General features: G+C 45.2%; 15 protein-coding genes. 13 read left to right on the plus strand and 2 right to left on the minus strand.

What is annotated here, in order from left to right:
- Positions 1-255: 255 nt before the first annotated feature.
- The 3 genes from ACTQ9T_RS08445 (at position 256) to ACTQ9T_RS08455 (ending at position 5152) form a co-directional block, all read left to right on the plus strand.
- Positions 256-972: a fumarylacetoacetate hydrolase family protein gene (locus ACTQ9T_RS08445; RefSeq protein WP_440464765.1), complete on the plus strand. Its 717-nt coding sequence runs from the start codon at positions 256-258 to the stop codon at positions 970-972.
- A gap of 255 nt (positions 973-1227) precedes the next feature.
- A complete protein-coding gene (locus tag ACTQ9T_RS08450) occupies positions 1228-3432 on the plus strand; it encodes a PhoX family protein (protein WP_440464766.1) in 2205 nt (734 codons plus the stop codon).
- Positions 3433-3667: 235 nt separating this feature from the next.
- Entirely contained in the window at positions 3668-5152 is a 1485-nt protein-coding gene (locus tag ACTQ9T_RS08455; RefSeq protein ID WP_440464767.1) for an esterase/lipase family protein, read from the plus strand.
- 273 nt (positions 5153-5425) lie between these two features.
- Here the strand turns inward: ACTQ9T_RS08455 and ACTQ9T_RS08460 are convergent, their stop codons facing one another.
- The gene (locus ACTQ9T_RS08460) at positions 5426-6151 is read right to left on the minus strand and encodes a hypothetical protein (RefSeq protein ID WP_440464768.1); all 726 of its coding nucleotides are present in this window, start codon (positions 6149-6151) and stop codon (positions 5426-5428) included.
- Between the two features lie 105 nt (positions 6152-6256).
- Positions 6257-7237, minus strand: a complete 981-nt coding sequence (gene hslO, locus ACTQ9T_RS08465; RefSeq protein ID WP_440464769.1) for an Hsp33 family molecular chaperone HslO — start codon at positions 7235-7237, stop codon at positions 6257-6259.
- A 376-nt stretch (positions 7238-7613) separates the two neighbouring features.
- Between hslO and ACTQ9T_RS08470 the strand changes: the two genes are divergently transcribed.
- The 10 genes from ACTQ9T_RS08470 (at position 7614) to ACTQ9T_RS08515 (ending at position 21560) form a co-directional block, all read left to right on the plus strand.
- Positions 7614-8585 carry a glutamate/aspartate ABC transporter substrate-binding protein gene (locus ACTQ9T_RS08470; protein WP_194620796.1) on the plus strand — a complete coding sequence of 324 codons (972 nt, stop codon included), beginning with the start codon at positions 7614-7616 and terminating at the stop codon, positions 8583-8585.
- 95 nt (positions 8586-8680) lie between these two features.
- Positions 8681-9427, plus strand: a complete 747-nt coding sequence (locus ACTQ9T_RS08475) for an amino acid ABC transporter permease (RefSeq protein ID WP_440464770.1) — start codon at positions 8681-8683, stop codon at positions 9425-9427.
- Positions 9424-10095: an ABC transporter permease subunit gene (locus ACTQ9T_RS08480; RefSeq protein WP_194620797.1), complete on the plus strand. Its 672-nt coding sequence runs from the start codon at positions 9424-9426 to the stop codon at positions 10093-10095. The genes ACTQ9T_RS08475 and ACTQ9T_RS08480 overlap by 4 nt, the downstream gene beginning before the upstream one ends.
- 225 nt (positions 10096-10320) lie before the next feature.
- Positions 10321-11052 (plus strand): amino acid ABC transporter ATP-binding protein, encoded by a 732-nt coding sequence (locus ACTQ9T_RS08485; RefSeq protein ID WP_037033768.1) that lies wholly within the window; start codon positions 10321-10323, stop codon positions 11050-11052.
- Between the two features lie 215 nt (positions 11053-11267).
- Positions 11268-12503 (plus strand): FAD-dependent oxidoreductase, encoded by a 1236-nt coding sequence (locus ACTQ9T_RS08490; RefSeq protein ID WP_440464771.1) that lies wholly within the window; start codon positions 11268-11270, stop codon positions 12501-12503.
- A 284-nt stretch (positions 12504-12787) separates the two neighbouring features.
- Positions 12788-14560, plus strand: a complete 1773-nt coding sequence (locus ACTQ9T_RS08495) for an AMP-binding protein (RefSeq protein ID WP_440464772.1) — start codon at positions 12788-12790, stop codon at positions 14558-14560.
- Positions 14561-14911: 351 nt separating this feature from the next.
- Entirely contained in the window at positions 14912-16687 is a 1776-nt protein-coding gene (locus tag ACTQ9T_RS08500; protein ID WP_440464773.1) for an AMP-binding protein, read from the plus strand.
- A 113-nt stretch (positions 16688-16800) separates the two neighbouring features.
- Complete coding sequence (locus tag ACTQ9T_RS08505) at positions 16801-18411, plus strand: carboxyl transferase domain-containing protein (RefSeq protein ID WP_198326379.1); 1611 nt, start codon at positions 16801-16803, stop codon at positions 18409-18411.
- A gap of 152 nt (positions 18412-18563) precedes the next feature.
- The gene (locus ACTQ9T_RS08510) at positions 18564-19376 is read left to right on the plus strand and encodes an enoyl-CoA hydratase/isomerase family protein (protein WP_440464774.1); all 813 of its coding nucleotides are present in this window, start codon (positions 18564-18566) and stop codon (positions 19374-19376) included.
- 66 nt (positions 19377-19442) lie between these two features.
- The gene (locus ACTQ9T_RS08515) at positions 19443-21560 is read left to right on the plus strand and encodes an acetyl/propionyl/methylcrotonyl-CoA carboxylase subunit alpha (protein WP_440464775.1); all 2118 of its coding nucleotides are present in this window, start codon (positions 19443-19445) and stop codon (positions 21558-21560) included.
- The last annotated feature ends 6 nt before the right edge of the window (positions 21561-21566 follow it).

Consider the following 21566-nt stretch of genomic DNA (forward strand, 5'->3'; position numbering starts at 1 on the left):
ATTGAAACGATTTATCGTCAACGTTATGCTAGATAGTGCTGAATTTGCTAATAAAATCTGATAATTTTTCTGTGAGAGCCTGGGGCGTGTCCTCATTTTAAAAATGGTCACAAAAATGAGATAATTTGTAGTCAAACGAGGAAAATAGCGCAAATAATATCGGGATATTAATCAGCTATTTAACGATGTTTGACAAAATTTAGCCATTTTTAGCCCATTTAGATACAATCACTTGAATTGAGGACCCGCCCTATTATGAGCCAATCACCACATATGTCTTTAGTCAATGCCATTGCCGCAAGTGTCAATGATGATGACAGCGCTGAAAATGCCAATCAGAGCTTACGCGCGCCCATCGGAAAGGTCGTCTGCGTTGGTCGTAACTATGCCGCTCATGCTCATGAGTTGGGTAACGAGGTGCCAGCCGCGCCCATGCTATTTATGAAGCCAGCCTCTGCGGTGGTTTCTATTCGTCAAGGCGTTATCCGCCCAAATCCAGACCTGTTTGGCGATACGCATTATGAAGCGGAACTATGTGTTCAGCTATCGGCAGACCTATCAGCCGCGACGATTGAGCAAGCACAGCAAGCGCTCGGCGGTGTGACATTGGGACTGGATTTGACCTTGCGTGACTTGCAAACTGAGCTAAAAGAAAAAGGTCATCCATGGGAGCGTGCCAAGTGTTTCGACGGTGCTTGTGTACTCGCCGACTGGATCGATCCGCAAGCGTTCGGGGATTTTACTGAGGTGCATTATCAGTTGACCATTAATGATACGCTGAAGCAAGACGGCGATAGCGCTTTGATGTTGTTTCCAGTGTATGAATTATTGGCAAATATCAGTCATGCCTTTAGCTTACAAGCAGGCGATGTGATTATGACGGGTACGCCAAGTGGCGTTGGTATATTGCACGCAGGCGATAAGCTCATGCTAAAATTGGACGCGCATGAATGGCAGGCACAAGTTCAATAAGCTTGCTAAGATTACTATCAAATATCAAGTATCAAGTATCAAAAATCCCAAGTTAACGCTTGGGATTTTTTTGTTTTATCTGTTGCCATAAAATTTTATCATCAGAAAGCTTGTCATCAAATTGTCATCTAGCTTTCAACGTACTGTCATAAATGCTCAGTAGACTTAAGCGTAATTCGTATTGTTGTGGCAGACAAGATACAGCCGCAACGAGCCTTTTTACGCCAATCCAGCCTAACAGCAAGGTGACTGATAATGACAGTATTGAATAATAAGCAACTGCTTGCCCACGAAGTCGTTGAGGACTCTAACCCTAGCGATAATATCGACTTTCAAACCATTATTAGCCGCCGCTTGAACCGCCGCAGTATTTTAAAAGGTGGCACAGGATTGACGGCAGCCGCTTTTTTTGGCGCGTTACCGTTGGTCGGCTGTAGTGACGACGATGACGGTAATACTGTCAATAATAGCGCAGGCAACAATGCTGCTATTCCTGCACAGGGTGATCTCAAGCGTCCGGAAGCTTTGAAGTTTACCGCAGTGGCACACTCCACTGCCGAAACGATGAGCGTCGCTGAAGGCTACAAAGCGGAGATGATATTGCCACTGGGTACACCACTGATTTCTGGTATCGATGAGTGGAAAGACAATCGTGAGCAGTCTGCCGAGTCGTTCGAATGGCGCATGGGTGACAACCATGATGGCATGTGGTTCTTTGGTAAGAAAGGCGGCGCGTATGATGCTAAAGCGTCAGACAATGGCCTGCTGGTCATGAATCATGAATACGTGAATAGTAACGAATTGAGTCCGTTTGGCTACTATGTGACCCAAGATGATACTGCCGCCCCGATATTTCAAAATCGTCGCCTTGCTAGCGATGTGCGCCGAGAGGTCAATTGCCATGGCGTTGCGGTGGTCGAGATGAGCAGACGTGCTGACGGTGCGGGCTATGAGATGGTGGCTGATTCAAAATACAATCGCCGTATTACCAGCAGTACGACCGCGCAGTTAGCCGGTCCTGTCGCTGGTTCTGATTTGGTCAAGACCAAATTTGATCCGACAGGCTTTCAGACGCGTGGTATCAATAATAACTGCGGTGCAGGACTATCACCTTGGGGCACGTATCTGACTACCGAAGAGAACTTCCTAGGTGTATTTGCGCGTGGACAAGATGCCAGTCAATTGAGCGCTGGATACAACTACGGGCGCGAGCGCTACGGGGCTATGGAGAATTTTCCGGGTTGGGAATACCTATGGCACACACCAGAGGCCAAAGACGCCAAAATCCCTGACGAATTCTCACGTTGGGACATGACCGCTGTTGGGGCAAGCGCTGCCGATGATTACCGAAATGGTTTTAATACCTTTGGTTATATCACAGAAATCGACCCATTTGACCCAAAATCTGTACCTCAAAAACGTACCGCACTGGGACGTTTTGCTCATGAAAACTGTGCCTATGCACCTGTTGAGCAAGGCAAGCCCGTGGTCTTTTATATGGGTGATGATGCTCGCGGTGAGTATATTTATAAGTTTGTATCCCAAGCCACATGGTCAAATTCGGATATCGGTGGCGGCCTAAAAGCTGGTGACAAGTATATGAATGAAGGCACGCTCTACGTCGCGACCTTTAATGAAAATGGTCGAGGCGAATGGAAAGCACTGATTCATGGTCAAAATGGACTGGACGCTTCTAATCGCGACTTGCCTTTCAATGGACAGGATGAGGTTTTAATCTTTGCCCGTGCTGCTGCTGACGCGCTAGGGGCAACCAAGATGGATCGACCTGAATGGGTGTCAGTCAGCCCCATGACTGGCGAAGTGTACGTGACCTTGACCAATAATAAATATCGCGGCGAGCGTGACGACCAGCCCGTTTCAGCGTCCAATCCGCGCAGCTATGAAGCAGGTGGCAAAGCGCGTGGCAATGACAATGGGCATATCATCCGCTGGGCAGAAGCGGGCGGCGATCATGCGGCAACGACCTTTGAATGGGATATTTATCTGTTTGCTGCGCCTAGTGGTTTGTCCGCAGAGAATTTATCGCAGTTAAATGCCAGCAATGATTTGTCTTCGCCAGATGGCCTGTACTTTGACCCACGTGGCGTGTTGTGGATTCAGACCGATGATGGTGCTTATACCGATACCACGAACTGCATGTTACTGGCGGCGCTACCGGGCAAGGTGAGTGATGGTGCGCTTACCACCACCTCGGCTGGGCAACAAACGCCAGTCGGCATGCTTGCTAGTGATGACAATATCAAACGTTTTTTCGTTGGTCCCGAAGGCTGCGAAGTGACGGGTATTACCATGACCCCAGACTTCAAAACGTTATTTATCAATATTCAACATCCTGGCAATACATGGGGCGCTATCGCTGGTGGCAAGACGCCACGCTCAGCTACGGTTATGATTACGCGCGAGGATGGCGATGTCATACTGGCCGAGTCATTTATATAAACAATTAACACTGTATAGCAGATTTATAAAAAATTAATCAGTCTAAAAAATCCCAAGTAATGGCTTGGGATTTTTTTATTTTATGAGATCAATGACATCATCTAAGGCTTATCTCTATAAAATTATTAAGTTATTTGCTAAGAAACGTACCCGAAAGTCAAATCATTTCCCTTCTATTTGTCTCATTTAAAGGATAGTATGTAAAACTATCCCCTTTGCTGAATGTTTCAATATTATGAATCGTCCAAATTTATCTTATGCTGATAGTGTTATCCCTGATAGCGCTTACAGTAATGCCCGCAGCCGTCATGAACTTGAGGCGCATTTCGTCTCAGACGATAGCATGCCGCCGCTGCACGGTGATTTGTACGAGCAAATAGATCAACTTGAAGCCATCGATGTCGATGAGCTGGTCAAATTGTTGGCAGATGATAATAATGTGACGACGCTGCGTGAGCCTGTCTCTCTGGCTGATTTTTTTGAGGGCTTAGCCCAACTGGCGACGATGGGTGTGGTTGAAGTCACTGACATCGTAGAAGCCATCCACCGTGAGGTTATTTTGCGTCCTTTAGGGCGTTTTAACGAAGGCAATGTTAACAATTGGCAACGTGGTATCACTGGACGCATCTATGGGACGATACGCCATATTATGCTGATGGTTGGTAATAATCTCGCATCAGTGCTACGCATCTATAAAAGGGCGATCGATCAAAAAAGCTCACGACCATTGCCGGATTCTTTAAAGAAATTGGTCAATATCATCAATGGCGTCATGGGTGATCACCTCGTTAATAATGACAATGCGCTTGCTGTTCCGATGGTGCTATACGACAGAGACGGCAATCTACAACGCGAAACGCTATCAGGGCGTGTCGCTATTTTGTGCCATGGTCTATGTATGAGTCACCTAAGCTGGCAAGCACAAGAGGAAAACAGCCTAGGCGATGCCATTAGCCTCAGTCAACCTGATACCACGGTTCTGTATTTGGACTACAATACAGGCAGACGTATCTCGCGCAGTGGTCGCAAGTTCTCTCAATTGCTGCAAGAGTTGGTCGATAATAACCCAAACATCAGTCAGATAGATTTGGTCGGACACAGTATGGGCGGCCTAGTCTCTCGTAGTGCACTGTTTTATGGCGAGCAAGAGCGCCTAGACTGGATAAAACGAGTGGGCAATCTCATCACGCTAGGCTCGCCGCATCATGGTGCCGTGCTGGAGCGTATCGGTAATTATGTGCAAGACATCATTGCCAAGCTGCCATTTGCAGGTTCGCTTGCCAAGCTTGGTGATATGCGTAGTGCGGGTATCATTGATCTGCGTCATGGTAGTATTCGTGATGCTGACTGGAATTCTCTAGAAGGTCGTAATGTGCTGCCGCAAGACTTTCGTCACCCTGCACGGTTGCCAAGTGGTATCAAAACCTATTTTGTCGCCAGTGCTTTGATCGAGACGCATTACGAGTCTAAAGTGACAGATTTGCTAGGAGACAGTCTAGTGTCGGTCGCATCAGCGCTGGGCGAGGATGATGCTGAGCATGCGCTATTTGTACCAGATGGTCGCAAAGCAATATTTTATGGCGTCAATCATATGAACCTGATTCATAGTAGACGGGTGCGCGAGCAAGTCGTTGAATGGTTGCTAGATAATGGACGAAGTGACTATGCTGGTAGAACGCGCATATATTCTTACCCTAGAAGTTTAGATGTGGCAGTGTAGACAGTCGTAGGTTTTCTGCGCATCGCCAACACTATTTTTATGAGTTTGGACTTCCATTCATTTTAAGTGTCAGGTAGTGTTCTACCTAGCTCACATCACCTTCTCTAGCAGCAGGGTAAATGTTACAGTTGGGATTAGTGTCAATATCATTTTCTGACTGAGATAAATCGTAGTTTATTCTACGTAAACTATACTAATATTCTGTCGTTAGGATTTTTAATATTATTTAAAAGTTAAATGAATAAAGAAGTCTCTTCTCGAACCAATATTAAATTAAGAGAAACTTGGATTGTTTATTATCTTATTCAATTTTTTGATATCGTTCATGATTTGTTCTAATAGTTGCTCAAACACTTCAAACTTCTCATCAATCACTAAACCTTTTGCTAATATCTCTTCTTTACTAATCTGTGCAGCTACTTTAGTAACTTCCTCTAGGAATCTGTCGCCTAACTCTATTTGTAATGTAGTCAGGCTCTCTAAAAATCGATCTCTATCAGCATGTATTTCTGGTGCTACTAATTCATATTCATTTTTAAAGAATTTACGCCATTCAAAATATTTTTTGACTAACTCAGCGCTCACTAGAGAAAGATTGTTATCTAAAAGATCAGTAAACTCCTTATAAGTCTCACCATATTTTGTAAGTATAACTCCATGTGCAATAGCAATGCCTTGTCCCGAGTTAGCATATATATTAGGTATAACTAGGTCTTTATGCTCTCTAAATTTCATAGATATATTAAGTAGTTTGTTATATGTGTCTACTTTTTTATCAAACAGTTTTTGATAGGTTTGCTGTGAAATTTGATGGAAATGCTCATCTTTAGTGAGTGATTTTTCATGATCTTGTTCAAGTCGCTTTATACGCTCATCGATAGCTGCTTGTTCTTCACGACTAATTCTTTCTAGGTATATCTTTCCAATATAAGCAATTAAACCAACTAAAATAGCATTGCCACCCCAACTTATAATCAACTCTTGCCAAAAATTACTCATGACGAATGCCTATAGTTAAAGGCTCAGTATAAAACAAAACCCCTCAAGCATCACACTTGAGGGGTTTTTTATTTCTATAAAGGCTAATCCATAGTGATGAAAAACTTACTCAGCGAATATCGCTGCTACATCATCTTTATTGAACTTATAGACTTCACCGCAAAATCCGCAATCCATCTCAAACGTACCGTTTTGCTCTTCGACGATGTCTAAAGCTTCTGCTTCGCCGATTTGTTCAATGGCTGTTTCACACTTTTCGCGCGAGCAGGTGCAACCAAATGCTAGGGGAGCAGGGTCGGGTGCGACGATGTTTTCTTCATGATACAAGCGATAAAGAATCTCGTTGGCATCCAGCGTCGTCAGCTCTTCTGGCTTGACTGTGCGTGTCAATACAGACAGACGCGTCCATAAATCATCATCAATACCAGCATCTTCATTTTGCTCGACTTCAGCCGTTTCTTCAGCCGTACGCGGTAGCATTTGTACCAATATACCACCCGCTTGCAAGCCGTCAGATGCGAGGTTAATCAACGTCGGAATCTGTGCAGATTGCTTCTGATAATGTGCCAAGCAGTCTGCCAAATTATCATGGCTACGCTCGACGATACCTTGATATGGCTCGCCGCCCTCAGGCTGGATATTGATAAACAACACGCCTTGTCCAGTCGTGCCCAGCTCAGCAAAGGCTTCTTTGGCATGGGTCATATCATTCCAAGCTTGCACTTGCTCATCAGTCTCGCCCTTCCAGCTGGCAAGCGCACGGATAATACCGTCTTGATCGCACTCTGCCATCGCCCAATTCAGCAAGCTATCGCTGTCTGATGATTGCAACTGAATAGACAGGCGACCATTGATTTTGACCGTACTGATAAGCAAACTCGCTGCCGTCAACATCTCGCCCAATAGGCGTTTGATGGCTTCAGGGTAGGGCTTTTGGGCAATCGTGCTCGCATAGCTGCGTGATAGGCGTACCACATCACCGCGTACAGGCGAATCTTCAATAAAAAAACGTTGGCGTACGTCGTTGTCACCATGATTGCCAGCAGTTTGGCTGTCCGTATTTGGGACTTGAGTATCTTGTGTCATAAGTCATTTATAGTATTAAGAAGTTGTTAGCTTTATGGGGATTACTGCTGATTTATCAATCACAGTTACCATACTGTTTTATCACTTATAGGTAATAGTGATCGATAAGTGCCCTTATAGATTCGTCAGATATCTGTGAACCTCTGTGGTGGTGTAATAGCTGTGAGCCATCGAACTCTAACCAAAAAATAAATAGATTCCAAAATAACACTTCCCTCAAAAAAAAATCACCCTCTACCGTGAATTTGTTGTACAGTAACATTAAGTTGCATTGTGTTAAACAATAGCAACAACCGTACGGATGCGGGGCAGTCAGGTCAGCCAGACCTATGTCGTCCAAGCACTCATTTAATCTTGTGATAAAAGGATGTATTTCATGACCTACTCATTTTCCAAACCGTTGACTTTAGCTGTGTTAATGGCATTGGGCCTAACAGGCTGTAATAACAGCAGCCAAACCAGCACTGACGCGCCAGCAGATGATGCAGCGACTTCAGAGACTATGAACGGTACGCTACAAAAAATTAAAGATTCTGGCACTATCGTGGTCGGCTATCGTGACTCTTCTATTCCTTTTTCATATGTTGCTGACGATCCTAACCAGCCTATGGGCTATGCGCATGATCTAGAGATGAAAGTGGTTGAGGGTATTAAAGAAAAACTCAACATGCCAGATCTAGAAGTTCGTTATAACCTCATCACCTCACAAACTCGTATTCCTTTGGTTCAAAACGGCACGGTCGACTTTGAGTGTGGTTCAACAACCAATAACGTCGAGCGTCAAGAGCAAGTGGCTTTCTCTAATGGTTTCTTTGAGATTGGCACCCGTCTATTGACCAAAGCAGACTCTGGTATCAAAGACTTTGAAGACCTAAAAGGTAAGCGACTGGTGACTACTGCTGGTACGACTTCAGAGCGTTATATTCGTCAGTACAATGACGAGAAAAAGATGGATACCGATATCATCTCTGCTAAAGATCATGGCGAAGGCTTCTTGATGTTAGAAAGTGGCCGCGCTGATGCATTTATGATGGATGATGTATTGCTAGCAGGTGAAAAAGCCAAAGCAAAAAATCCTGATGAATGGGTTATCGTTGGTACGCCGCAATCGTTTGAGATTTATGGTTGTATGATGCGTAAAGACGATCCTGAATTCAAAACAGTCGTAAACGACGCGCTGAACAAAACCTTTAGCTCAGGCGAAATCAATAGCATCTATGACAAGTGGTTCCTAAACCCAATTCCACCAAAGAACGTCAACTTGAACTTTGAGATGTCAGACAACTTAAAAGCACTTATCGCCAATCCACATGATAGCGATCAGCCTAAAGTAGCAGTTGCACAGTAGTATTTGTCCTTCAATCTAGCTTGCTTACGTGTTCAGATCGGACTCATCGTTCATCTGACACGTAAGTTTTTCAATCGCTGTTCGGAGAGACAATCATGAATTATAGCTGGAACTGGGGTGTGCTCTTTGAGCATACGGGTATTGGCAACGAGCTGTATATCCACTGGATGATTACTGGTCTTGGCTGGTTATTACTGATTGGTAGTATTGCTTGGACCATCGCAATGGTCGTCGGTACTATCTTCGGTATCATGCGTACCTTACCTAACAAAACAGCTCGTCACATTGGCACCGCTTATGTGACCTTTTTTCGTAATATTCCGCTGCTTGTGCAGCTATTTTTTTGGTTTTATGTGGCACCTGGTTGGTTGACGCCAGCGCTACAAGAATGGTGGTTTAGAGATCTATCGCCGAATACATCCGCGATGCTCTCAGCCAGTATTGGTTTAGGACTGTTTACCGCAGCTCGTATTGTTGAGCAAGTACGTACTGGTATCGAGTCGCTACCAAAAGGACAAGTAAATGCGGCGTATGCGCTAGGCTTCACTATTCCGCAAGCTTACAAGCAAGTACTGCTACCACAAGCATTCCGTATTATCTTACCGCCGCTTAGCTCTGAGCTGACCAACTGTTTTAAAAACGCCTCTGTCGCCTCACTAGTTGGCGTCATGGAGCTCATAAGTCAAACCAAAACCATCAGCGAATACACACAGAATAGCCTTGAGATTTATACTTATGCGACGATTATTTATCTCGTCTTTAATCTCTCACTCATCGCTATTATGGGTCTGATCGAGCGTAAATTAAGAGTACCAGGGCTTATCGCAGGGAGTCAGAAATGAGTATGATGACCGAACTTGCGACCGCGTATCCAGGCTTAATGGGTGGTATGATTACCACGCTAAAAGTCCTGTTTTTGGCTATTATCGGTGGTATCAGCTTAGGTACTGTATTGGCGCTCATGCGCTTATCAGGTATCAAAGCATTAGAGATCCCCGCTAAGTTATATGTTAATTATTTTAGATCCGTACCGTTACTGTTGGTGCTACTGTGGTTCTACTTTGCCGTCCCGATGATTTATTTTTGGGTGGCGGGTAAGTATCTACAACTAGATGCGGCCTTTGCCTCTTGTGTGGTCGCCTTTATGATGTTCGAAGCGGCTTACTTCTCAGAAGTTGTCCGTGCGGGTATTCAGTCTATCGGTAGTGGTCAGGTTAATGCGGCTAAAGCGTTAGGCATGACTTATGGGCAGACGATGCGTCTGGTGATTTTGCCACAAGCCTTTCGCAAGATGCTGCCGCTCATATTGCAGCAATGTATTATCTTATTCCAAGATACGACTTTAGTGTTCGCTATTGGTCTGACTGACTTCTTCCGAGCGGCATACGTACGTGGTGAGCTAATGGGACTATTGACGCCTTATATCTTAGGAGCTGGTGCCGTGTATTTTGTCTTAAGCTTGGCGGCTTCGGTAGGCGTACAACGCGTACAGAAAAGGTTAAGGTTTTAATAAAGGACTGTTAAGCGTTAGAGTCGATCAATGCCTCATTATTTGATCATATTTGATTGGCTCTAATGCTTTCAAAATTTAACTGCGTTAATTATTAATATATTTTGCACGACTGCAATTGGGCAAGAGTAAGAATAAGGCTAGGAGCCAATGATGAATGATGCTAAAACGTTTACAAATGACTTTGGTGGACTGGTCACAAATAGTGGTCATGCTAGCAGTGAGATGGTCGTTGAGATAGATAGCGTTAGCAAGTGGTACGGCGACTTTCAGGTACTGACTGACTGTACCGCTCACGTCCACAAAGGCGATGTCGTCGTGGTCTGTGGTCCATCAGGTAGCGGTAAATCAACCTTGATCAAGACCGTGAATGGGCTAGAGCCTTTTCAAAAAGGTAATATCATGGTCAACGGCATCTCTGTCGGTGATCCAAAAACCAACTTACCGAAGCTCCGTAGCCGCGTCGGCATGGTGTTTCAGCATTTTGAGCTATTCCCTCACTTGACCATTATCGATAATTTAATGGTCGCGCAAATTAAAGTATTGGGTCGTAAAGAGAGCGAGGCCAAGAAAAAGGCGATGGCGTATCTAGATCGCGTAGGGCTAACCGTTCAAGCCAATAAATATCCTGCGGAACTATCAGGTGGTCAACAGCAGCGAGTCGCAATTGCTCGTGCGCTTGCGATGGATCCCATAGCGATGTTGTTCGATGAGCCAACCTCAGCACTCGATCCTGAAATGATTCAAGAAGTGCTCGATGTGATGGTAGAGCTGACTCGTGATGGTATGACGATGATGTGTGTGACGCATGAAATGGGTTTTGCCAGTCAGGTAGCCAATCGTATTATCTTTATGGATGAAGGTCATATCGTTGAGAACTGTAGTAAGGATGAATTCTTTGAAGGCGCGAAAAGTGAGCGTGCGCAGCAGTTCTTATCAAAGATTCTGAATCACTAACCATTTATGCAGCTCTTATTGTATAGCTCTATAATGATATCAAGCGTCTATTAATGAATAGGCGCTTTTTTGTGCGTGATAGCTTGATGCATCTCATGGTGATATCGATATGATTGGTTACATAAGTGAGTAGATGAGTGAATAGCTGTTTACTGATACAATAGCGGTCAATATTCTAACAACTAAAATAATCTCTTATTTATATTGGAGCTAATATGAGCGCTGAAAACTCAGAAGTATCAAACAACAGTATTGTTATCATTGGTGCAGGTTTGGCAGGTTGGCATGTGATTGATGCCATTCGTGCAAAAGATAAAGACATTCCGATTACTTTGGTGACAGCCGATAATGGCGATCGTTATCATAAACCGATGCTGACGATGGCTATTAGCCAAAAGAAAAGTGCGGCAGATTTGGTACGGGCATCTGGTAGCGATGCAGCAAAGACAGCGCAGATTACCTTGCTCGCCAATACACAGGTGACAGATATTGATCCGGTAAGCCAAACAGTACATCTACGCTCTGCTACGCAGTCAGATGACGCGCTGACGACTATCGGCTATGCAAAAATGGTGTTAGCGATGGGTGCGCATCCTATCTTCCCAAAAAGCTTGCCAGAGGATCTTGTCTGGCACGTCAATCATATTGAGCGTTTTGGACAGCTGCAAGAAAAGTTAGCCACTGGCAGTCAGCACGTTGCTATCGTCGGTGCAGGTATGGTTGGGACGGAGATTGCAGAAGACTTACTCAAAGCTGGTCATCAGGTGACACTCATTGATTTAAACGATGCACCGCTATCACAAATGCTACCATCAAAAGCAACGGCTCGTATCGCCCAAGCGGTCAAATCACAAGGGATTAACTTTTTAGGAGGGTATCAAGTGTCTGCTGTTACTCGTGTTAGTAGCAATGACAACGACAGCAACGATGTCGAGAAACTACAAGTAGACTATGCACCGTTAGCATCGGGTGTAGACAATACTGATACTCAGCCGCTCGAACCATTAATGGTAGATCATGTGATTGCCAGTACAGGTCTGACAGTTGATGACAAGCTGCCTGCCGCTGCTGGTGTAGAGTTCAATCGTCGTACTGGTATCGTGGCTGATGCAGCGACATTGCGTACCAATGCAGCACACATTTATGCGATTGGTGACTGTATGTCTATCAACGGTGTCGCTTGTCGTTATGTTGCGCCATTACGAGCGCAGGCTGCGACCATCGCTGATGATATCTTAGGTCATGAACACAGCGGCTATGATCATAAACCACCGATGATTCGCCTAAAAAATAAAGCCATCTCTGTGATGGTGACGGGTGTACCGCAAGCAGCGGGTAATTGGCAAGTTAAAACAGAAAGCGACGATGAGCTGATTATGGATTTGCTTGACGACAATGAGGTTGTCAGCGCAACGGTAACGGTCAAAGCGCCTGCAGTGCTTAAAGTCTAAAGGATAAAGCATAATTGTAAAAGCATTATAAATCATAGCCAGTGTTGCCATCTTAATGCAGCGCTGGCTTTTTTATGGCTATTGCTTTTTATGTCAATCATAATCGATACGTACTGTATCTATATGATTGACAGGCTTTCATTTAAGGCGCTATATTGGCTAGGGCGTGATTCAATTATAGTCTATGGTGACAAAGAGTATTTAAGGAAGAATATGGCATTTGCCTTCGTAGTCTATTACCGCTCTGATAAAACATATTAAACAGCAAAACGAAAGGATTCGTTATGATTCAAATTTCTGACTTTGACACTACTAATAATAACAGTATTCTCAACAATGTTCCCAAGGTTGATATAAGTGCACGTTCTGCAAATGCGCCACTTACCCAAAGCCATGATAAAGGCATTGATGTGCCACTGATTGAGGCGACTATCGGTGATTTTTTTGATGCCGTTGTTGAAAGATATCCTGAGCGTGAAGCCTTGGTTTCTCGCCATCAAAATATCCGCTGGACGTATCGCGAGCTACAGCAGAAAGTCAATCAGTTAGCGAGTGCCATGATTGAGATGGGGCTTGAGATCGGTGATCGTATCGCTATTTGGTCGCATAACAATGCTGAATGGCTGTTGATGCAATTAGCGACGGCAAAAGTCGGTGTTATCCTTGTCAATATCAATCCTGCTTATCGAACTTTTGAGCTGCAATATGCGCTGAATAAATTGGGCTGCTCGGCATTGGTGTTGATGCGTCATTTTAAAACCAGTGACTATACGCAAATGATTCGCGAGCTATGTCCTGAAATTTATCATAAGAATTACCAACAGCTTGATTTGGTCGAGATTCCAACGATTGAACGCATCATTTGGATTGATGAGCCAGACTCTGACGAAGACTTTAATTTTATGCAAAAGTTCTCTGTATGGATGGCAGAGGGTGATGCCGATGATCCACGTGTAGCGAAGCGTCAAGCCCAGCTTAAGAACACCGATGCTATCAGTGTGCAGTTTACCAGTGGGACGACAGGTACGCCAAAAGGTGCCACCTTAAGCCATCGCAATATCCTCAATAATGGCTATTTTCTTGGCGAAGGAATGAAGCTGACCTGCGATGATAGGCTATGCATTCCATTGCCGCTTTATCATTGCTTTGGCATGGTGGGTGGTAATTTAGCCATTTTAACCCATGGTGGTTGCGCCGTTTATCCTAATGATGGTTTTGATCCGCTGACCGTATTGCAAACGGTCGAAGAGGAGAAATGTACCGCCTTGCTTGGTGTGCCGACGATGTTTATCGCGGAGCTTGATCATCCAGATTTTGATAGTTTTGATTTGACCAGCTTGCGCACAGGCGTCATGGGTGGCTCTAGCTGTCCGATAGAAGTCATGCGCCGTGTCATGGATAAGATGCACATGAGCGAAGTCACTATTGCGTATGGTATGACCGAAACCAGTCCAGCGTCTTGTCAGACCAGCTCACAAACCCCACTTGAAAAAAGAGTCTCTACCGTCGGGATGGTGTTGCCAGCGCTTGAGGTCAAAATCGTCGATACTGAAACAGGCAATGTCGTCCCGATTGGCGAGACGGGCGAGCTACTGACCTATGGCTATGCCGTCATGAAAGGCTATTGGGGCAGCCGATTTAAAACACGCGACGCGATCTCTAATGGCTGGATGCATACTGGTGATTTAGCAGTGATGGACGAAGATGGCTATATCACTGTGGTTGGGCGCAGTAAAGATATGGTTATTCGTGGCGGTGAAAACATCTATCCCGTAGAAATCGAGAACTATCTCTATCGTCATCCTAAGATTCGCGATGTACAAATCGTTGGCATTCCTGATAAAAAGTACGGTGAAGTACTTGCAGCGTGGATTATTGCAAAAGAGCCGAATAGCTTAAGTGAAGAAGAGGTAAAGCAGTTCTGTCAGGATCATATTGCTCATTATAAAGTGCCGACCTACTTTCGCTTCGTCAATGAATATCCGATGACCGTGACTGGAAAAATTCAGAAATACAAAATCGTTGAGCAAATGATAGAGGAGTTGGGTCTAGAGTAATTTGGCATCATTTTGGGCAGTAGCCGTTATCCAGTGTGAAAGGCTTATGCAGTGCAACTATCAAGCATTGATACCATTGATTGCTAAAGAGGCCAACCATACTACCAATTGTATGGTTGGTTTTTTTATGTCAAATATTTGCCATGATTCTATGCTACCTTTTACCAAGTGCAAGTATTTAATGACTAATTAAATGATACATACTGTATTGATATTGTTGACACGCTTTCATTGATGGCGTTATAGTAGCTGAATGCTATGTAAGACCTGATCAAGGAAGAAAGCTTGCCCACAGGCTATCAATAAGCACTATCTATAAATACTATAAAAAGTAAAACGAAAGGACTCGTTATGACTCAACATTCTGATTTGAATGCGACTCACGTTGATTTCGATGCTATTTTAAATAATATTCCTAGTATCAACATGGGCGCACGCTCAGCGAATGCACCGCTTACCCAAAGCTATGACAAAGGTCCTGATGTGCCGCTGATTGAAGCGACTATCGGTGATTTTTTTGATGCTATCGTATCTAAATATCCAGAGCGCGAAGCACTGGTCGTGCGCCATCAAAACATCCGCTGGACATATCGTGAGCTACAGCAGCATGTTAATCAGCTGGCCAGTAGTATGATTGAGATGGGGCTTGAGATTGGCGATCGCATCGGCATCTGGTCACACAACAATGCTGAATGGCTATTAATGCAATTGGCAACCGCGAAAGTTGGCGTCATTCTCGTCAATATCAATCCCGCCTACCGTACTTTTGAGCTGCAATATGCTCTGAATAAATTGGGCTGCTCGGCGCTCGTGCTTATGCGTCACTTCAAAAGCAGTGATTACGCCAGTTTAATCCGCGAGCTGTGCCCTGAGATTTATCATAAAGACTATACGCAGCTTGATTTGGTTGAGATTCCGACGATCGAGCGCATCATTTGGATTGATGAGCCTGACAGTGAAGAAACCTTTGGCTTTATGCAGAAATTCTCTGCATGGATGGCGGAAGGCGATGCCAACGACCCACGTGTTACAGAGCGCCAAGCCCAGCTCAAAAACACAGATGCCATCAATGTCCAGTTCACCAGTGGCACGACTGGTACGCCAAAAGGTGCAACCTTAAGCCATCGTAATATTCTTAACAACGGTTACTTTATCGGTGAGGCTATGAACCTTACCGAAGAAGATAAGCTGTGCATTCCAGTGCCACTCTATCATTGCTTTGGTATGGTGCTTGGCAACCTAGCGATTCTCACGCATGGCGGCTGTATCGTTTATCCAAATGATGGGTTTGAGCCATTGACCGTATTGCAAGCAGTCGAAGAAGAAAAGTGTACAGGTCTACATGGTGTGCCAACGATGTTTATCGCTGAGCTTGACCATCCGGAGTTTAAGAACTTTGATTTATCGACTTTGCGTACTGGCATCATGGCAGGCTCTAGTTGTCCGATCGAAGTAATGCGCCGCGTCATCGATGAGATGCACATGAGTGAGGTCACCATTGCGTATGGTATGACAGAGACCAGTCCAGTATCTTGTCAGACCAACGAACATACGCCGCTTGATAAGCAAGTATCTACCGTTGGCCTAGTGCAGCCTGCGCTTGAGGTCAAAGTCGTCAATACGGAAACGGGTGAGACTGTAGCCTTGGGCGAGACAGGCGAACTACTCACACGCGGTTATTCAGTGATGAAAGGCTATTGGGGCAGTCGCTTCAAAACCCGCGCGGCCATCCAAGATGGTTGGATGCATACGGGCGATTTGGCTACGATGGATGAGGACGGTTATGTCAAAATCGTTGGTCGTAGTAAAGACATGGTGATTCGCGGCGGAGAAAATATTTATCCTGTCGAAATCGAAAATTATCTTTATCGTCATCCGAAGATTCGTGATGTGCAAATCGTCGGTATTCCTGATAAAAAGTATGGCGAAGTATTGGCGGCATGGATTATCCCTAAAGAAGCAGACAGCTTGACGGAAGAGGAAGTTCGCGAGTTCTGTAGCGAGCATATTGCGCATTATAAGGTGCCGACCTATTATCGCTTTGTCACTGAATACCCGATGACCATCACTGGAAAAATTCAGAAATATAAAATTATTGAACAAATGAAAGAAGAGCTGGGTTTGTAGAAATTTAACCACTCTTATCTGTTATTTTATGAATAAGATATATGAGTAAACGCTAAAATAAAGCATAAAATAAAAAAGCCACTCGCATTTACGTATTAAAGAAAAGGGATGTCATGAGCGCTATCATAACCAGTAAACTGAGTCCAAACGCCGCTGAATTTCAGCAAAACAGTGCCGCAATGCAAGCGGTGGTCGATGACTTATATGGTCACCTGCGTAAAGTCGTGCAAGGCGGTTCAGAGCGTGCACGTGCCAAGCATTTAGCCCGTGGCAAACTCTTGCCTCGTGAGCGTGTCGAGCGTTTGCTCGATGTGGGTACACCATTTTTAGAAGTGGCACCGATGGCCGCGCACGATATGTATGGCGAAGAAATTCCCGCTGCGGGCGTGATTGCGGGTATCGGTCGTATTAATGGTATTGAGTGTATGATCGTCTGTAATGATGCCACGGTAAAGGGAGGCACTTACTACCCAATGACGGTCAAAAAACATCTGCGTGCGCAAGAAATCGCGCAAGAAAACAATTTGCCTTGTGTCTATTTGGTGGATTCAGGCGGTGCTAATTTACCCAATCAAGATGATGTATTCCCCGATAAAGAGCACTTTGGTCGCATCTTTTTTAATCAAGCTAATATGAGTGCGGCAGGTATTCCACAGATTGCCGTGGTCATGGGCAGCTGTACGGCTGGCGGGGCATACGTACCAGCGATGAGTGACGAGTCGATTATCGTCAAAGAACAAGGCACGATCTTTTTGGGTGGTCCACCACTGGTCAAAGCGGCGACAGGTGAAGAAGTCACTGCCGAAGACTTGGGTGGCGGCGATGTGCATACCCGTCTGTCAGGGGTCGTCGATCACTTAGCACAGAGCGATACCCATGCGTTGTCGATTGCGCGCAACATCGTGAGCCATCTAAATCGTCCTGCCAAGCAAGTGCCCAATCAAATCAAACCGCGTCCACCACGCTATGATGCCAAAGAGCTATATGGCGTCATTCCAACGGATAAACGCAAGCCATTTGATATCAAAGAAATCATTGCTCGTATCGTCGATGACAGTGCTTTTGATGAATTTAAATCACGCTTTGGCACGACGCTGGTTTGCGGATTCGCTCATATTGAAGGGATGCCAGTCGGTATCATCGCCAACAATGGTATCTTGTTTAGTGAGTCGGCGCAGAAAGGCACGCACTTCATTGAGCTTTGCTGTAAACGCAAAATCCCATTGGTGTTTTTGCAAAACATCACTGGCTTTATGGTCGGTCGCAAATATGAAAACGAAGGCATTGCGCGTCATGGTGCCAAAATGGTCATGGCAGTCGCCAATGCAAAAGTACCGAAATTCACGGTCATTGTCGGTGGCTCATTCGGCGCCGGTAACTACGGCATGTGTGGCCGCGCTTACAGCCCGCGCTTCTTATGGATGTGGCCAAATGCGCGAATCTCGGTAATGGGCGGCGAGCAAGCAGCATCGGTCTTGGCAACAGTCAAGCGTGACAATTTTGACCGTAAAGGCGAGGCATGGAGTGATGAGGACGAAGCAGCATTTAAAGCCCCGATTCTCGATATGTATGAAAAGCAAGGTCACCCATATTATGCCACCGCACGTTTATGGGATGATGGTGTAATTGACCCTGCTGATACCCGTCATGTATTGGCATTAGGGTTAAGCGCTGCCTATAACGCGCCGATCGAAGAGACGACGTTTGGTGTTTTTAGAATGTAATAATTTTAAGGTCTTCCCATAATAAGCTACTACTGCGTCAACCTCATTTGAAGTACGTTTTGTACATCTATATTCGGTTTCCTTGTATTAATATTATTATGGATTGACCAAGAGTTTGTTTAAGTATTTACATAAAAAATATAGAGAAAATAATGCAAAAAAACAGTGATAAAAATTATAAAAGCCTACTGGTTAAAGTCGAACAGCATGTGGCGACGGTGACATTGAATCGTCCTGAGATACGTAATGCCTTTAATGATGAAATGATTGCTGAGCTAACCGATGCATTCAATACGCTTGGTGCTGATAATGAGGTGCGCGTCATTGTGCTAGCCGCTGCTGGCAAGGCATTCTGTGCAGGTGCCGATTTGAATTGGATGCGTGCCATGGCGGATTATAGCTATGAAGAAAACCTAGCGGATGCTGATAAATTGGCGCAAATGCTCAAGACTATTTACGAGTGCCCGAAGCCAACAGTTGCTGCTATTCAAGGTGATGTTTATGCAGGCGGTATGGGCTTGGTAGCCGTTTGTGATGTTGCCATCGCTGTCAAAATTGCTAACTTTTGCTTAAGTGAAGTGCGTTTAGGGTTAGCCCCTGCCACTATCAGCCCTTATGTCATGCGAGCGCTAGGCGCTAGAGCGTCACAGCGTTACTTCTTAAGTGCTGAAGTATTTGATGCCAAAAAAGCACGTCAGCTTGGCTTTATCCATGAGCGTGTTAGCGAAGAGTGGCTAAGTGATGAAGTAGCTGCGTTCTGTAATAAGGTCGTCAAAAACAGCCCTGATGCGGTCAAAACCTGCAAGCAGCTATTACACGACGTCGCTGGTGCGCCCATCACGAATGAGCTGATTGCTGATACGGTAAAAGGCATCGCTGATATTCGCTCATCAAAGCAAGGCAAAGAGGGTGTACAAGCGTTTTTGCAAAAACGTAAGCCTGATTGGCTGACAGCAGATGAATAATACACGAGAGATAAATGAGTAAATAGACAAGACATCAAATAAAAACGATAACACACAGGGATAGTTATGTTTTCTAAAATTCTAATCGCCAACCGTGGTGAAATTGCCTGCCGAGTAGCCGCGACTGCCAAGCGTCTGGGTGTCAGCACCGTCGCTGTTTATTCTGATGCGGATCGTGAAGCTAAGCATGTGGCTGTCTGTGATGAGGCTATCTATTTGGGCGGTTCAGCACCAAAAGACAGCTATCTAAAAGGCGATGCGATTATCGCGATAGCGCTGGAGACTGGCGCACAAGCGATTCATCCGGGTTATGGGTTTTTGAGTGAAAATGCTGACTTTGCGCAAGCTTGTCAGGATGCTGGACTGGTATTTATCGGTCCATCGGCTGATGCTATCCGCGCCATGGGCGGCAAATCTGAATCCAAGCGATTGATGGAGATAGCGGGCGTACCACTGATACCGGGATATCATGGTGACAATCAAGACGCAGAATTTTTGCAGCAGCAGGCAGACGCTATTGGCTATCCTGTTTTGATTAAAGCGAGTGCAGGTGGCGGCGGTAAAGGCATGCGTATCGTGGAGCAAAGCCGCGACTTTGTAGATTTATTAGACTCATGTCGCCGTGAAGCCATTACCAGCTTTGGTGATGATAAAGTGCTGGTTGAGAAATACGCGCTGAAACCACGTCATATCGAAATCCAAGTATTTGGTGATACGCATGGCAACTATGTACATTTGTTTGAGCGTGATTGTTCCGTACAGCGTCGCCACCAAAAAGTATTAGAAGAAGCGCCTGCACCGGGTGTTGATATTGCGATGCGTGAAGCGATGGGCACAGCTGCTATCGAAGCGGCTCGTGCGGTCAATTATGTTGGCGCAGGTACGGTTGAGTTTATCGTTGAGCAGCGCGAAGATTCTATGAATTTTTATTTCATGGAGATGAATACGCGGTTGCAGGTTGAGCATCCAGTCAGTGAAGCGATTACCGGTGTCGATTTGGTCGAGTGGCAGCTCTTAGTCGCGGCAGGTCAGCCATTGCCAAAAACCCAAGCGGACCTAACTATCAACGGTCATGCAATTGAGGCACGCATCTGTGCCGAAAACCCTGACAATAGCTTCTTGCCAGCGACCGGTACGTTGTTTACGTATCAAAAACCTGAACACAGCACCTTTATGATTGATAAAGACGGTACTGGCGTGCGTATCGATGATGGCGTGCGCGAAGGCGATGTGATTAGCCCATTCTATGACTCTATGATTGCCAAATTGATCGTTCATGCGCCCACGCGAGAGCAAGCGTTAGCCAAGCTCGATCGCGCACTTGCCCAAACGCGTATTGTGGGTTTACCAAATAACGCGGCATTTTTGCGCTATATTTTAAATACGGAATCTTTTAGCAAAGCCAATCTCGATACTGCATTGATTGAGCACGAGCGTGATGCGATTTTTAATCAGCAGCCTTTAGCATTATCGACGCTCGTTGTGACCGCCATTGCTCGTCAGCTTGCGAGCGAGATGGCGACGCAAGCGTCAGATATCGATCCATTTAGCAAACCTACTGGCTTCCGTGCTTATAACGATTACACTCGCTCATTCAGCTTGGTTTATGATGAGAATGCTTATACGGCTCGCCTGAGCAATTGGCATAATGCGAATTGTTCTGATAGTAAAAAAGGCACTGAAAATCTCAGCAGCTTTACGCTCGTTATTGAAAAAGAAATCGCTAACACGCAGGATAATAGCAATATTAACGTAGCTGCTCAGACCGAAACGGTTTATGAAGGTCAAGTGAGCTATGTTAGCAGTGACGAAAATAATCATACGTTATGGTTGGATGGTGCACGTACTAGTGCGCAAAGCTGGGTGCATAATGAGACCGTTTATGTGTTCACAGACAGTGGCCGTGACGAGATTACGCTTGTTGATATTATGGCACATGTGGGTGAAGAGTCCGCAGCGGTCGGTAGTTTAAAGTCACCGATGCCAGGACAAGTAGTGGCCTTTAAAGTGGCGGTTGGCGATACCGTGAAAAAAGGCGAGCCACTTGCCGTTATCGAAGCCATGAAAATCGAACACACGATTACTGCACCAACGGATGGTGTGGTGGCAGAATTGTTATTTGGCGCGGGTGACTTGGTCGCTGATGGTGATGAGCTATTGCGTATCGATAGTGAGAGCGCATAGCTGACG

The sequence above is a fragment of the Psychrobacter sp. ASPA161_6 genome, assembly GCF_051970285.1.
Classification (GTDB): domain Bacteria; phylum Pseudomonadota; class Gammaproteobacteria; order Pseudomonadales; family Moraxellaceae; genus Psychrobacter; species Psychrobacter glaciei.